At 30.3% G+C, this 15313-nt stretch carries 12 protein-coding genes; 11 read left to right on the top strand and 1 reads right to left on the bottom strand.

The features are described 5' to 3' along the window. Window positions 1-363, top strand: a 363-nt coding sequence (locus N4A68_12510) for a hypothetical protein (GenBank protein MCT4565118.1), incomplete at its 5' end; no start/stop codon positions are given. 363 nt (window positions 364-726) lie between these two features. Here the strand turns inward: N4A68_12510 and N4A68_12505 are convergent. Beyond that, complete coding sequence (locus tag N4A68_12505) at window positions 727-2550, bottom strand: RiPP maturation radical SAM C-methyltransferase (protein MCT4565117.1); 1824 nt, start codon at window positions 2548-2550, stop codon at window positions 727-729. A 238-nt stretch (window positions 2551-2788) separates the two neighbouring features. On the opposite strand from N4A68_12505, the gene N4A68_12500 reads away from it, so the two are divergent. The 10 genes from N4A68_12500 (at window position 2789) to sigE (ending at window position 15087) form a co-directional block, all read left to right on the top strand. Beyond that, window positions 2789-3949: a radical SAM protein gene (locus tag N4A68_12500; GenBank protein ID MCT4565116.1), complete on the top strand. Its 1161-nt coding sequence runs from the start codon at window positions 2789-2791 to the stop codon at window positions 3947-3949. 330 nt (window positions 3950-4279) lie between these two features. Further along, window positions 4280-5575: an SPASM domain-containing protein gene (locus N4A68_12495; GenBank protein MCT4565115.1), complete on the top strand. Its 1296-nt coding sequence runs from the start codon at window positions 4280-4282 to the stop codon at window positions 5573-5575. 241 nt (window positions 5576-5816) lie between these two features. Further along, window positions 5817-7508: an ABC transporter ATP-binding protein/permease gene (locus N4A68_12490; GenBank protein ID MCT4565114.1), complete on the top strand. Its 1692-nt coding sequence runs from the start codon at window positions 5817-5819 to the stop codon at window positions 7506-7508. 180 nt (window positions 7509-7688) lie between these two features. Then, entirely contained in the window at window positions 7689-8075 is a 387-nt protein-coding gene (locus tag N4A68_12485; GenBank protein ID MCT4565113.1) for a BlaI/MecI/CopY family transcriptional regulator, read from the top strand. After that, window positions 8068-9933, top strand: a complete 1866-nt coding sequence (locus N4A68_12480) for a M56 family metallopeptidase (protein ID MCT4565112.1) — start codon at window positions 8068-8070, stop codon at window positions 9931-9933. Before N4A68_12485 ends, N4A68_12480 begins: the two co-directional genes overlap by 8 nt. Before the next feature lie 234 nt (window positions 9934-10167). Continuing rightward, window positions 10168-10704 (top strand): sigma-70 family RNA polymerase sigma factor, encoded by a 537-nt coding sequence (locus tag N4A68_12475; GenBank protein ID MCT4565111.1) that lies wholly within the window; start codon window positions 10168-10170, stop codon window positions 10702-10704. Between the two features lie 15 nt (window positions 10705-10719). Then, a complete protein-coding gene (locus N4A68_12470; GenBank protein ID MCT4565110.1) occupies window positions 10720-11634 on the top strand; it encodes an anti-sigma-V factor rsiV in 915 nt (304 codons plus the stop codon). 282 nt (window positions 11635-11916) lie between these two features. Beyond that, a complete protein-coding gene (locus N4A68_12465; GenBank protein MCT4565109.1) occupies window positions 11917-12999 on the top strand; it encodes a nitronate monooxygenase family protein in 1083 nt (360 codons plus the stop codon). A 443-nt stretch (window positions 13000-13442) separates the two neighbouring features. Next, the gene (gene spoIIGA, locus N4A68_12460; GenBank protein ID MCT4565108.1) at window positions 13443-14339 is read left to right on the top strand and encodes a sigma-E processing peptidase SpoIIGA; all 897 of its coding nucleotides are present in this window, start codon (window positions 13443-13445) and stop codon (window positions 14337-14339) included. Window positions 14340-14355: 16 nt separating this feature from the next. Beyond that, the gene (sigE, locus tag N4A68_12455) at window positions 14356-15087 is read left to right on the top strand and encodes an RNA polymerase sporulation sigma factor SigE (GenBank protein MCT4565107.1); all 732 of its coding nucleotides are present in this window, start codon (window positions 14356-14358) and stop codon (window positions 15085-15087) included. Window positions 15088-15313 lie beyond the last annotated feature (226 nt).

The raw sequence follows: 15313 nt of genomic DNA, 5'->3' as shown, positions 1-15313 counted from the left end.
TGGATAAATAAGAAGCAGGGCTTTATAAAATCTGGATATGGAATCGAGGTAAATGCTAAGGCCGATATAGTGTCAAACTACGATAGGCCAAGGCAAATAAAAAATATTCAAAAAGCCTATTTATATACACCAAGTAAAACCATTGAAATGGTAGGGTCAAATGGTCGTTTTGAATTACCACTCAATAAAAACAGTGTTCTTCATAATAAAATGCACTATATACCAGTGCATACCACCGATGGAGATTATAAAATCACAGTGGATTTAAAGGGGGCTTCAACCCCTGGGGGGAAATTAAATATATGTGTAGATACAATCATCCCAGTTAAGGGGGATATGTACGAAGATGATAATACTAATTAGCAAGGTCATGGTTAATTATAGTATATGATATAAAAATAGAAAAAAGTTATATTGGATTAGTAAATATGTAATATAGGGGTTACATAGTAGAAGCTAATTTATACGTGAGAAAATTGCATAACTCTTACCTAGCTAAGCTCAATATGGGTTAATTTAATTACTTAAGATATGAGCATATCTCATGATATATCTTTTGGAATTTTAAAACTACATGTGGATATGGCTATTATAGAGAGTAATTATGCAATTTGCTCACACATCAAAATACTCAGTTGTCTAGGAACTTTAATAGGTATAAATTAAATTTTTTACTTAGATTCCTATAAATTCATAGGATATTTCTTATGTTTTGAATTTAATTATTTATGAAATATTTTTGAATTCTAACAAAAGTTCAGGTTCCGCTGTAATTAATGAAACATACCATCCATCAAGTTCAACAATCAAATTTTGTTTTATTGCCCATTCTATTTCTTCCTCAAGATTTTCTACTTGGCCTAATGGTCTATCTTTTAAAGCGGCAAGTGCTTGTTTGTATGATAATATTTGTACGGATTTAGTTCCAGACAGGCCCCTTGTATCCATTAATAGATAATTATTTTGAGAAGCTTTACTTATATGAAGCTTGGGGATAGTATTACCGGCCCATTTCTTTTGCCATTTTTTTATTATAGATTTTATTTGAATAATAACAGGTTCATTATCATGAGAAAAGTATTCATAATCTCCATTGAAGTCGTAAGCAAGTTTATTAGCATCGGCGTTTTTTGGTAGGAAATTTTTATAGCATGATATAGGAGTTAAATTAGTTATGCCAAATTTATCATTCTGTTCAAAGTATTTGCTAAATCTTTGCAAGGATATATTAGTAAAGACTATTGGAGGTTCTAAATGTACAATAAGAGGTAATAATTTCAAGGTTTCTTCATATTCTGCATAAATATCACCTGGAAACCCGTAAAGTAAATTCCAACTGGTAGCCATATTTAATGAAAGGGCATTTTTTAAAAACATAATATTTAATTTTGTAGAAGTACCCTTACTCATTCTTTTCAAAAGACTACTGGACAAGCCTTCAATACCTGGCTGCAATTGATATGCTCCTGCATCTTTTAACTTTATAAGATGCTCCAAAGGCATATTTGCTTTAACTTCATAGAATAAGCGAATATCTGGAATTTCTTTATGTAGGGCAGGAAGTAACGTATCTGTAAAATTATAAGGCATGATATTATCCACCATAGCGATATTATTCGACGGATGCTTTGCCAATAATGTTTTCAGTTCCTTAATAATTTTATCACAAGACTTCTCCTTAAAACCTATGTCATCACCATTTAGTCCACAAAAATTACATTGATGTTTCTGTCCCCACCAACAACCTCTACTTGTTTCATAGAATAATAATATATCATCTTTAGGTATTTTTGTATCCATAGAAAAATGGTGAAATTGTTCATAAAAATTGGTATAATCCATTAATGGAATATCTTCAACATCTATAGATTTTTCACTTTCAATTATTTTATTTCTAGGAGTATTTGAATTAAAAACATTTTTCAAAAAATTTGGAAATGAAATTTCGCTTTTCCCAGAAAATATATAATCTATTTTATTGCTCAAGGATAGTATTCCTTCAGCCATTTCACGTTCACAATTTGCTCCACCAATAATAGTTATTATTTCAGGATTTTTTAATTTGATGCGGTTTAGTAAAGCAATACTTGCTGCAGTTTGATTGAAGGTAGTAGAACATCCAATTATCCTATAATTATATTCAAGTATCTCTTCTGCCATTTTGTCCAGAAATTCATCCAATCCATAATATATCTTTTTTATGGTATCCATATCCATCTCTTTATTGGAATTCTTTGAAAGCATGTCAAAGCAACTATCTATATCAAATCCAGATTTAGCAAAAGGGGAAGTACCGTACGCCGCATTTGCGAAAAACACTTCCCCTATCATCATATCGTAAGATGCACACATGTTTTTATAATTTTCATATCCAAGTAAATATGCAAAAGCCATATTTGCATATGCTACCTGTACAGAAAAACCATGTTCGTCTGCACAAGCTTGTAAAATATGAAGTCCTATAGAAGGTCCCTCAACACAGGCGAAGGGGGGTAAGATTAGTAGAACATCAGCTTGTTTTAAGATTTTCTCCCCAAAAAAAGTATCCATAATATAACCTCCTCTTCAGTATCATTTAAATGGTTGTTCAAATATATTCCGTAATCTGATTATATACCAAACTGAGTAATTTTTCTACAAATATTACAAAAAAAATAAACTTATACAAATATTGACAAGTACTTTGTGGTGATGTAAAATAGATTACAAATATTACCTTAAAGTTATGATGATTCTTATACTAGCATTTGAAAATCCATTAAAAGAGTTATTGTAGGAGTGATTTAATATGATAGATTCTATAAACAAAAGAATAGTTTTACTTCTAAATATAACTAATAATTGTAATATGGCATGTTCCTATTGTTATTATCAGCAAGAAATGGATCACAACCCAGGGAATATGAGTATAGATACATTGGAAATTGTGATTAAGAGAGCAGCTGAAAGTTCATTTGATGAGATAGAATTTATATTTCATGGAGGAGAACCCCTTATGAGAAACATTGATTTTTTTGAACAAGCAATGGACTTGCAGAAAAAGTATCTTAAAAACAAAAAATATATAAATTCCATACAAACAAATGGAACATTATTGACCGATGATCTAGTCCATATGTTCATACAGCATAAGTTTGAAATAGGTATTTCCTTAGATGGGCCCGATATTGTCCATAACAAATATAGAAGATTTAAGGGTGGCAAAGATACCTTTAGGTGTATAGAAGAGAATATTAATATACTTCAAGAAAAGGAAGTGAATATAGGAATACTTTCTGTTTGTAGTGACAAAACATTAGAGAATATTAATGAGTATTATGATCTATTTAAGGGCTTGAAGAATATTAAAGGAGTTGATTTAATTGCACCTGAAACATATGGAGGGGAAATAATATTAACTCAGGGGAATTTTTCGCGTTTATTAATTTCACTTTTTGAAAAGTGGTTTTATGATACCTCATGTCAATTTAATATAAGGTTTCTAGATTCCATAATAGTAGGATTTATCTTTTCTAAACCATCGATATGTTATTTTATGAAGAATTGTTTAGTACAGAATCAGATGTTATCTATTAGTCCTAAAGGGGATGCATGTCCCTGTGATAATCACACAGAAATAGGCTTAGGTAATATTTCTGAGTATTCCTTAGAATATATGCTTTATGAAAATCCTATAAGGAAATTATATGGTAGAAAAGAAGACGACAGGGTAGAAAAATGTATTTTTTGTAGGTGGTATAGCTTATGTCGTGGGGGTTGCCCCTCCCATTATGATAAAGAAAAAGGGAATATATATTGTGAAGATTTCAAGAAAATATTTTCTCATATTAGTAAAGCACTTGATGCTATGAATATTTATAACAAACAAACGCTAACAGAGGAAAATATAGATAATATTCCTAATATGATTTTAAGGAAAAGAATAAAAGATATCTATCAAAATGCATAAATACATATATTTATGATATATTAAATAGCTTTTTATGGCATGGTATTGAGTAGTATCTTAGTGAAGTTACACCAACATAATCCAAAAAAATTTAATTGAAAGGAATGGTGACTATGGCAAAAGTATTAAATACACCTGCACTTAATATACCGGTTGCGGATTCAAAACCTGCTAAGGGTAATAATGACAAAGTAACTGTAACTTGGAGTAAATCTTTCTAATAGAAGCATAAAGAAATTCAATTAAAGCTACAATATTTTGATTATCATTTTATAGCTTTTTGCCATGCCATATATTTTAAATTAACTAAAGAGGGTGGATATAGTGGTTATGAATGATACATTAGATACAAATTTCTATATCTTTAAAAATAATAATGATATTGAGTTTGTTTACTCTGGATATAGTGGATTGATATTAGAATACAATCCTTTCATAGGGAAGGCTATTGATAATTCTGAAGAAGTTGATTCCGAAACATATAACTATTTATATGAAGATCCTTTTATAAAAGTCGAGTTTCCATTCTTAAAGGATAATGCAGAGGTTGATACTATAGAGATAATCATTAGGAATAATAATATGCAATGTTCCTGCTGTGTCAGTGAAACAATTAATTTGGTTGATAATATTAAGATGGATGCAAATAAATTCTATAAAGGAATAATATTTTTTCTCTCCAATTTTAAGCATAATAACACCATTAATATTACTTTTCACGAAGTAGAAAAAGTAGATGATTTCTATATTGTAGAAAAAATAGTTGAACTTATAAATACAATTAAAAAGGAATATGAAGATATTAGATTTATATATTCTGTCATGGTTGATGAAGAAATATTATATAGTAAAAAGATAAGTAATTTCTTAATTAAATATAATTTTGAAGTTGTAATTAATATTGGGAAAAATAGTAAAACAAACTATGATGATTTATTTACAGAAAATATTACCATAAAAGAGATTTCTGATTATCTTCCGGTTAAGGCAGCAATAACAGTACCCTATTATGAAGTGGATTTGACTAGCCTATGCCATAGATTATATGAGTTAGGAGTAAGAGGGTTTATTTTACAGTTCCCAGTTGACCATGAAATAGTAGACATTGAAAGGGATAAATATATATTAGCAACAAATATTGAAAAGCTGGTTTACCATTTTATTAGCAACATAGGTCAAAGGAAACTTATAAGAATAGAAAACTTCATAGATATACTATATTCTATACATTATGGAAGCAGAAAAGGGCCTAGATATTTTCCCTGTTCTGCAGGGAAATCATCCTATGCCCTAAATATTAAGGGTGATATTTATCCATGTAGAAGATTTGATGGAATGAAAAAATCCAGATGGGATGATATAGATCGGGCATTTGATAATGATAGAAGAAGAGAATTTTTAAGTAATCATATGGTATTCACCAGGGATTCAGGTAGGTGTTTAGAGTGTTGGGCAAAATATTTGTGTGGTGGAACATGTTATTATAGTTCACACAAAGTAAATCATAATACCAGCAGTATATCGGAAATGGATTGCTATTTTAATCGTATAATGGTGGAAAGTGCATTATACATTTATGCATCCCTAAAGGATGATGAAAGAGCTTTTTTAGGTAATATTAAGTGAGGGAATTTTATAACTGTAACTAAGCATAATTGCACAATACATATTATAAAGTTGTGTATAAATTAACTGTTTAATCGGAATATCTATATAGGGTTTTCATAGTATAAGTTAAAGTCTATACTAAAATCCCTATAGGCATTTTTATACAAGATAATTATGCATCCCGGCCAAGTTACAATTATGCAATTTTCTCAAGTGCCTATTTTATTATAAATATCTTTATGTTGGAGGGTGTTTGGCCTTGCTTGTATTACGGAAGATGATAAAATACCTAAGGATTTGTGTAAAGGAAACAATATATTCAATTTTAATTATTATCTTTACAACAATAGCAACAGTTATTTTACCTTTGATGTATAAAAATATTATTGATATAGGAATATTGAATAAAAATCTAAAAGTCCTAATTTGGAATCTTGTTTTCTTAGTTATATTGACTCTTTTTAGAGAAATATTTGACTTGCTTCATACTGTTGTTACATCAAGTATTCGTACAGAGGTTTTTTCAAAGATACGAGTTGATATATATAAACATCTTCAAGAAATGTCTTTAAGCTATTACACATCTAATCAAACCGGTAGTTTAGTTTCCAGGATCATTAGTGATGTCGATGCATTAGAAAATTTGCTGACAGAAAAATTTCTACTCCTATTCAAAAATTTACTAATGATTGTTATGATTATTGCTATTATTTTTAATTTCAATTATAAAGTTGCGTTGATGTGCTTCGTATTTTTTCCTCTTTTCGCAATGTTTTTTAAAATGTTTACCACTACTGTATACAATATGAGCTATAAGGTAAGAGAAAAGCAAGAAGAACTTATGGGAAGTCTTCAAGATGGAATTTCAGGTTTTGAAACTATACAATCATACGATGTCGATAAAAGTAATCTAAAGAATACCTATGAGAAGATTGAGGAAACAGAGCATACAAAAAAGATGCTGAATATCAAAAGTGCCATATCAGAGTTTTCATCAGTAAGTATATCTATTTTTTCCATGATACTATTATGGGGCTACGGTGGATACAATGTTTTAAATGGCAAAATGTCTATGGGGGAGTTAATAGCCATATCATATTATGTGAATTTTCTATTGGAGTATACTACAAATACTTTTAATATCGTTATCAATATGAGAATATCATATCCTGCTGCAAAAAGGGTTTTTGATATATTAGACTTGGAACCAGAAATTAGGGACAGTGAAGATGCAGTAGAAATTGATGATATACAAGGTAATTTAGTATGGAAAAATGTTAATTTTAGCTATGATAAGGATAAACAAATATTAGAAAATGTTAGCGTATCCTTTGAAAGGGGTTCATTTAATGCTATTGTAGGTGAAAGTGGCCAAGGTAAAACCTCATTTATAAGGCTTATCTCAAGATTTTATGATCCCGTGGAAGGGGATATATATTTAGATGGAATGAATCTTAAGGATATTAAAATAGTATCTCTAAGAAAACATATAGCCGTTATAACACAGGAAACTTTTCTTTTCAATTCAAGTATAAAGGATAATATTATATTGGGTCGTAAAAATATTTCTATGGGGCAAATCATTAATGCGGCGAAAATAGCCAATGCCCATGAATTTATAATGGGCTTGCCCGAAGGCTATGAGACTAATGTAGGGGAGAGAGGAATTAAGCTATCGGGAGGTCAAAAAAAGCGTATTGCTATTGCTAGAGCCATACTGCTTGATCCCAAAATTCTTATTCTTGATGAAGCTACAGCTGACCTAGATGAAGCTACGGAGAAATCAATTCTCAATGGCGTGAAACATATTTCAAAGGATAAAGTTGTATTTATGATAACCCATCGACTTAGCAATCTTGCTTTTGCCGATAGAGTTTTTATGGTATCAAATGGAAATGTCACAGAATGTAATGATGTAGAGGGATATAACAAATCATTGAATATAGAGTAGGTATAGAAAGCCACAAATCTAAAATTATTCTCATTAGGGTCATACCAGCTAGTAAATACTATTGATTTTCACTAGCTTGGTATGGCCCTATAAATATGCAATAATTTATATTGACATTATCAGGTTACAGATGTAAACTATTATATGAGGTTACATCTGTAACCTGGAGGGAGGATAGGTATGAGTAATTTAATTTCTAGAATTACTGATTCTGAAGTAGAAGTTATGCGTATACTATGGGAAGCAGAAGATGAACTTCCTTTGTCAGCTATTAGAATAGCACTAGAGAAAAGAAGTGATTGGGAAACATCTACTATAAAGACACTACTTAGAAGGTTGTGCAAAAAAAGAGTTGTTTCGGCAACCAAAAAAGAAGTATATTACTATAAGGCTTTGGTTAGTGAAAATGAATATAATGAATATTCTACTCAAAGTTTAATTGATCGTGTATATTCCGGGAGTGCTAAAAATCTAGTGGCATCTCTTTTAGGAAGTAAAAAACTAAATAAAAAAGATATTCAGGAATTACGAAGCCTATTTAAGGTAGGTGATAAGAGGGATGAATGATGGGATTAAGCTAATATTGTCTCTTTCATTATCAGCTAGTATTTTGGCAATAATATTATTTGGAATTAAACCAATGATAAAACATAGACTATCAAAGTCTGTACAATATTATATATGGATTATAGTACTACTTAGACTTATTGTACCTTTTTCATTTCAGGATAGCATAATGGACAGAGTTTTTTATAGTGATAATCATTTGACCAATATACATAATGGGGAAGAAACCAATATTAAAGCAATAGAGAATATAGGTAAAGGTTCATTAAATCCTCCTTCATCAATAAATCAAAGGGTGGAAAAAATAGTGGGACAAGGGATAAACATTAACCTTAAGGATTTATTTGTTGAGTATGCTATGTATATTTGGTTACTAGGAGCATTAATCGTTTTTACAATTAATATTACTGGATATATTCGTTTTATAGGGCAGTTGAAAGGGAGATATAAACCGGCAAGAAATATGGAAATAAACATACTATCTAAATTATTAAATGGAAGTAAGAATGTGAGGTTATTACGCAATGGTTTTATAAGTACTCCCATGGCACTGGGGATACTAAGACCCTGCATTATTATTCCAGATGATGACTTTGATGAAGTTCAGCTTAAAAACATCCTACTACATGAGCTTACCCATCTAAAGCATCATGATATTTTGGTGAAGTGGTTGACAATGCTTGCAACATCAATCCATTGGTTCAATCCAATTATGTATTTTATTAGAAAAGAAATTAGCGATTCCTGTGAGTTAGCCTGCGATGAAGCAGTCATTAGAAACTTTAGTACAGAGGAAAAGCAAGCTTATGGGGATACATTAATATCCTTTGCAGAGGAGGCCAAGTATCCAATTGGGGTATTACAGGCAACAATGTGTGAGGAAAAAAAGAGCTTAAGGGAAAGGTTGATAGCGATTATGAAGCATGATAGAAAGTCAAAAATGATTATGATATTTTCTGCTATTTTGATAGGGGTATTTATATTTGGAGCATTGTATTTAGGAGGGGCGTTAGATAATAAAATAGAAGAATCCTCTAATTTAACTGGGGATGCATATAACTTATCTGAAATTTCTAAATATAGAACGGCCTATGTAGGTGATAATAGTAAGGTAGGTCATATTGCTGCTAATTTACCAGTACCGGATAATTATTTTAAACAACAGTATACATCCATGGAAACTAGTAAAAAACCATACTCCCTCACAATATATTATGAAGCAGCAAAGGATGATGAATTTATTGGTGAATGGCCAATAACCAAATCAAATTCTAGTATCGAGACAAATTCAAGAATAAATGCATTAATAGCATTTTGTATGATTGATAATGTAGATAAAGTTACCTTTGCATTTCGTAATTCTCAATCAAAGGGAAAACTGGATGAATCAAAATATAATACTACATTCAGCTTTCCTAGGACTTCGTTTGAAGAAGAGTATGGTGATTTATCGAGACTGGGTGACGATATAGTCTTACTTAAGGATATCTTAGAAGGTAAGAAATCCCTAATGAAAGGTTTAGAATTGTATGTATGGAGGAATAAAGATATAACGGGGAATAATAGTATCCACTATACCTTATTAATTGGAACCAATAGAAGTAAAAGTAAAAGTGAAATCTATGATATGAATGTAGCGACATCGGATTTGGAAATTATTAAACAAGAATTATCTAAATACAGGAGTGATACTAGTTTGTTCATTATGCAGGATATAGATATAGATAAAAATATCATAAAAAAGATAAATGAGGAACTTTCCAGTATTATTAAAAATATAGGTAGTTTTGATGAGGGGATTGATTTTGATCAGAAATTAACAGCCCTAGATCAATCAGAGATAATTAGAATTAATTAATTGAAAGAATCTATAGGGTATCATCTAAAATATTGTCAATTAGGTCAGGTAAAACTATAAACTTTACTATAGGGTAATAATAAGGTTTATATTTCTACTTGGCCTTTATATTTTTGCATTTTTGTTTCTTCTATAATATAATGACAATTTTATTTTAAGTCAAAATGCTTTTTTGTTCGTATTATTTTGTGTAATCGATTATAATCAATATACGATTGGGAGGTAATCCACTAGATGTTAGATGAAGAATTGAAACAGAAGATACGAAATCATGATCCTAGGACCTATGAAATTTTGATTAATGAATATAGTAGACTGCTTTGGGTTGTTGCTTCTGGTGTACTTAAAGATGTTGGAAGTAAGGAAGACATTGAGGATTGTATAGCGGAAAGCTTTGCATATCTATGGGAACATCCTGAAAAATATGATCAAAATAGAGGAAGCATTAAAACCTATCTATGTCTTATAACTAAAAGTAAAGCGATAGATAGACTGAGAAAAATAAATAAGACCATAACCCTATCCTATGATGATGAACTAAAGATAGAAACTGATGATATAGAAGAAATGTTGGTAAACAAACAGATTATTAATCAAATCTATGAGTTTGCTAAGAACCTTAAACAATTGGATAGTGAAATTTTTATACTTAGATATTTTTATCAGTTAAAGCCTAGGGAGATTGCTGATAAATTAAATATTACTGTTAAGGAAGTAAGCAATAAGCTTTACTATAGTAAAAAATCCTTGCTTACTCAAATTAAACTATAAAATTGGAGGATAATTATGAAAAAATATAATAGCCTTATGTCAGAGCTTGACCAAGAAAATCTTGACATGCTAGCAAAGGAACTTCCAGAGCTTACGGATGATAATTTGAATAACATAAAAAATAAATTTAAGGAGAAAACAATGAATAAAAAGAATAGATTCAAAAAAACAATTGTAGGAAGTCTTTCGGTGGCGGCTTGCATATGTGGTGTCTTTATAGGAGCAGTTAATATAAATACTGCATTTGCAACGAGTTTACTAGATGTTCCAGTTGTGGGCAGTATTGTAAAATTAGTAACGGTTAATAAAATAGTAACAGAAAATGAATATAGTAAAATAAATATAGAAATACCTTCTATTCAAGGGCTTGAAGGGGAAAAAGCCCAGGAAGAAATAAATAGCACTTTAAAAAAACGTGGTATCGCAGTTTATGATAGGGCCATTAAAAATGCTGAAAATATAAAGGAAGCCTCAGATAAAGCAGGATTTTTGACGGCTATGCCAGAAAGTGTAAGCCAGAGGTATACTTTAATTAAACAAGAGGAAAATCTATTGTCCTTTAAAGTTGTAACAACAGAAATCGGTGCAAGTGGATATGAAACAGCTGACTTTTATAATGTAGACCTTGAAAATAGCAAATTATTAAATATAAGTGATTTGTTTAATGAAAATTATGATTATGTAAGTGTTATAAACCATAGGATCATAAGTAAAATGAAAGAAGCAATTGAAAAAGAAGAGGCGGGATATTTTATAGATGAATTTAAAACAATAGATGATAATACTAATTTTTATATAAACGAAGAGGGTAAGCTAGTGATAGTTTTCAATGAATATGAAATAGCGGCAGGTTATATGGGAATGCCTGAATTTACGATTGAGACTTCTGTTTTTGAAAATAATGTTTCGGATTTAGGATATTTAAAATAAGTGAGCAAATTGCATAATTACTTTCTATAAAAACCATCTACTACATGTAGTTTAAAAATCTTCAAAGCTATACCACATATATTATGCAATTGTGCCAAGTAAGAGTTATGCAATTTCCTCAAGTATATACTACTATGGATATTGTTCTAAGACTTGGATTATAATCAAAAATCTTGAAAAGTATTGGTATAACACTTTCTTAATATTCCTATACTATTGACAGATGAGCTAATAAAACATATAATTTGAATATTAATATGTTTCCAAGAGGAGAGAATATTTATGAAAATACCCCCTTTAAAAATAGGTAATTTAGTTGCGAAGGTTCCCATTATCCAAGGTGGTATGGGCATTGGTGTTTCCCTTTCTGGTTTGGCTGCTGCAGTAGCTAACGAAGGAGGAATAGGTGTTATATCTGGGGTTCAAATAGGTTTTAGAGAGAAGGATTTTAAAACCAATAATTCCGAGGCGAATATCAGAGGGCTTATAAAAGAAATTAGGAATGCCAAAAAGTTAAGTCCTAAGGGTATTCTAGGAGTAAATATGTTATCTGCCGTTAATAACTATAAAGACATGGTTAAAACAGCAGTAAAAGAAAAAATTGACATAATCGTTTCTGGTGCAGGACTTCCTAAAAATTTGCCAGAGCTAATCAAAGGCTCAGACACAAAAATCGCTCCCGTTGTATCTTCGGGCAAGGCGGCTGCTATCATAGCTAAGATATGGGACAGAAAGTATAAATATGTACCAGATGTTGTTATAGTGGAAGGGCCACTGGCTGGAGGGCATCTAGGTTTTTCCGCTGAACAATTAGCTTCTTCTATTAAAATGCCTAATTTAAAGGATTTGGTGAAGGAAGTTATAGAAGCTGTGAAGCCCTTTGCAGAGAAATACAAAAAGGAAATCCCTGTTATAGCTGCTGGTGGTATATATAGTGGAAGGGATATGGCAGATTTTCTAAAGTTAGGAGCAGCTGGAGTTCAGATGTCAACAAGATTTGTTGCTACAAAGGAATGTGATGCCCACATTAATTTTAAGAAGGCCTACATATCAGCAAATGAAGAGGATATCCAGATTATCAAAAGTCCTGTAGGAATGCCTGGAAGAGCCATTAGAAATGCCTTTGTAGAGTCCATAGAAAAAAATAGGATTAAGATAAAAAGATGCTATAATTGCTTAAAAACCTGTGATCCAGCAACTACTCCATATTGTATATCCGATGCATTGATAGGTTCAGTTGAAGGCGATGTGGAAAATGGGCTGGTCTTTGTAGGGACCAATGCCTATAGAATGCATGAAATTACAACCGTCAAAGAGCTTATAAATGAATTGGTCAGCGAAGCTGAAAAGTTTCTAAATAAATAGATCAATACAACTAGGTTAAAAAGAATCCTTTTAATATGAAGGATTCTTTTTTTGATCCCATTTTTCAAAGAAAAATATATTGAAATGGAAGGTACTATATAATATGAAAAGTTTAGGGTCAATCTTAATTTATACATGTATAAATCAAAGTTTTGACTGAAATTTCTATAATTAAATTTTTATTATAGCAAGGTTTAAACATTATTTTACAAAATATCCAATTTTGCCGCCCCATATAATATACTACTTTTATACTAATAAACTGTAATCATGAGGTTTATATCCCTTACATTATATAAAAATTTTGTATTATAAAAAATATATTTCGACTTCAAGGAGTGACATATTTTTGAAGAAATAGTTTGTATAATAGACATATATCATATACAAACTGAATAATTAATAATATGTAGAACTGTCTCCTTGTATACAGAGGTGAAGATATGTTAGAGGTTTATGCTGAATATTTGTTTTTGGAAAACTTTATAATGAATTTTTTAATCCTACATATAACAAGTTATTTTTGTAAGTATCAGGGCAAGCTTTTTAAATTATTTTTAGGGGCAGGTTTAGGAGCATTTTACTCTTTTATTATTTTTTTTCCATCACTACATTTTTTACTTTCGTTTTCAATGAAATTAGTTATATCCATGCTAATAATTGTTATATCCTTTACTCCCCATAGGTTTAAAGATTTTTTTAAGTATTTAAGTATCTTTTACTTAGTTTCCTTTGTCTTTGGGGGAACAGCCTTTGCACTATTTTATCTTACTAATTTTAATTCAATATTAAGTAATGGAATATTCTATACCAGTGATTTTAGCTTTAAGGTATTGTTTTACTCAGTGGCATTGGCTTATATATTAATTGTATTAAGTATTGGATATGTTAAGAATAAGGTAAATAAAGAAAATTTATACAAAGAGATTATTATTCAGTTTGATAATAAGGAAAAAGAGATAAATGCCTTGATTGATACAGGAAATTCCCTTTCCGATCCCCTATCAAACTTTCCAGTGATAGTTGTGGAGTATAGTGCCATTGAAGAATTATTACCTGAAGGGGTTAAGGATATATTTCAAAATGATAATTTTAAAAAGCTTGAAAAAATCACACCAATACTGCAAAGCTCTAATTGGATGCATAGATTTAGGGTGATACCTTTTACTTCATTAGGTATGGAAAACGGAATGATGATAGGGTTTAAGCCTGATAATGTTAAGCTCACAATTCATGGAGATGTAATGAATCTCAATAAGATAATTGTGGCTATAAGTACAAACACTTTATCCAGAAATGGTGATTACAAAGCCTTGCTCAATCCGGACATTTTAATATAAATAGGGAGGTATATAGATGTCTTATTTTAACTCAATAATAATGAAAATGAAACTAAAGCTCATGAAACTAATTAAGAAAATCAATATTTTTATTGAAGATACGGTCTACTACATAGGCGGTAATGAAACCCTTCCACCTCCACTGAGCTCAGAAGAAGAATTATCTTTTGTATCCAAATTACAAAAAGGCGATGAGTCAGTAAGAAGTGTACTTATAGAGAGGAATCTTAGATTAGTTGTTTACATAGCTAGAAAGTTTGAAAACACAGCTATAGGAGTAGAGGATTTAATCTCCATTGGAACTATAGGATTGATAAAGGCGGTTAATACCTTTGATCCAAATAAGAAAATTAAGCTTGCTACATATGCATCTAGATGTATAGAAAACGAAATTCTCATGTTTTTAAGAAGAAATAGCAAAGTAAAATCCGAGATTTCTATAGATGAGCCCCTTAATATTGACTGGGATGGAAATGAACTTTTATTATCGGATATACTGGGAACTGAAAATGATTTGATTTATAAAAATTTAGAAGAAGAGATAGATAGAGAACTATTGAAAATTGCATTGAAAAAATTATCTCAAAGGGAAAAGCGGATAATGGATTTAAGATTTGGACTCTCAAATGGAGAGGAGAGAACACAAAAAGAAGTAGCAGATATGCTGGGAATATCCCAATCATATATCTCAAGACTGGAAAAAAGAATAATATTTAGATTGAAAAAAGAAATAAATAGAATGATTTAGGGTTATGAATATTCAAAAAATAAACTAGTCATATTATTCCTCCTTTTAATTATTTTCGTCGTTACTTTATCCCTTATATGTGAGTATGATCAAGATAAAGTGCCAAAAAAAATAATCAAAATTACTTCCAAATATGACTTGCTTATTTTTTCATAGTCCTAATATAGCGGGAAATAAAACCCGCTTTTATTTTTTTGTGTAAAAGTAAAAAAATTAATATCTGTTA

Source organism: Maledivibacter sp. (assembly GCA_025210375.1).
Lineage (GTDB): Bacteria > Bacillota > Clostridia > Peptostreptococcales > Caminicellaceae > JAOASB01.
The sequence above is the reverse complement of the archived record's forward strand: the minus strand, read 5'-3'. Positions and strand labels throughout refer to the sequence as shown.